The sequence below is a fragment of the Gardnerella sp. CCPDSM genome (assembly GCF_056754715.1).
Genome location: NZ_JBQEQO010000066.1, coordinates 1 through 530 on the forward strand (window position 1 = coordinate 1; position 530 = coordinate 530).

Annotated in this window: 1 protein-coding gene; it reads right to left on the reverse strand. The window is 43.2% G+C overall.

Annotation, left to right across the window (positions count from 1 at the left end):
• On the reverse strand, positions 1-489 hold a 489-nt coding region (locus ACTJLE_RS06545; protein WP_481267915.1), incomplete at its 3' end, for a phage portal protein.
• Between the last annotated feature and the right edge of the window lie 41 nt (positions 490-530).

Consider the following 530-nt stretch of genomic DNA (forward strand, 5'->3'; position numbering starts at 1 on the left):
TCTCGTAATAGACTGTTCAAAACGCGCCACCCAAGGATCAAGCGTGTATTTCACAAACTCCAACGACTGCTGTTCAATATTAGAAAAACTCGACTTTTCTAAATCACCAACCATGTGTGGTGGGACTCTAAAAATACGAGCGATCTCGTTAATCTGAAACTTACGAGTTTCAAGAAACTGTGCTTCGTTAGGCGAAATAGAAATAGGCGTATACTTCATGCCTTCCTCTAAAACCGCTATCTTATGCGAGTTAGAACCCGAGAACCCCTTATTCCAACTATCCCTCATACCAGACGGATCTTTTACTGTTCCGGGGTATTCCAAGATTCCGCTTGGTGTAGCACCGTTAGCGAAAAACGATGCACCATACTCTTCCGTAGCTATCGCCATACCGATAGCGTTTTTTGCCATCGCAATAGGCGAATAGCCAACAAGACCGTCAAAACCAAGACCGGGAATATGAAGCACGTCAAAGGGTTTAAGTTTCACACTCGTTTCTTTACCTGCTAAAACATCACTATCATTTACCT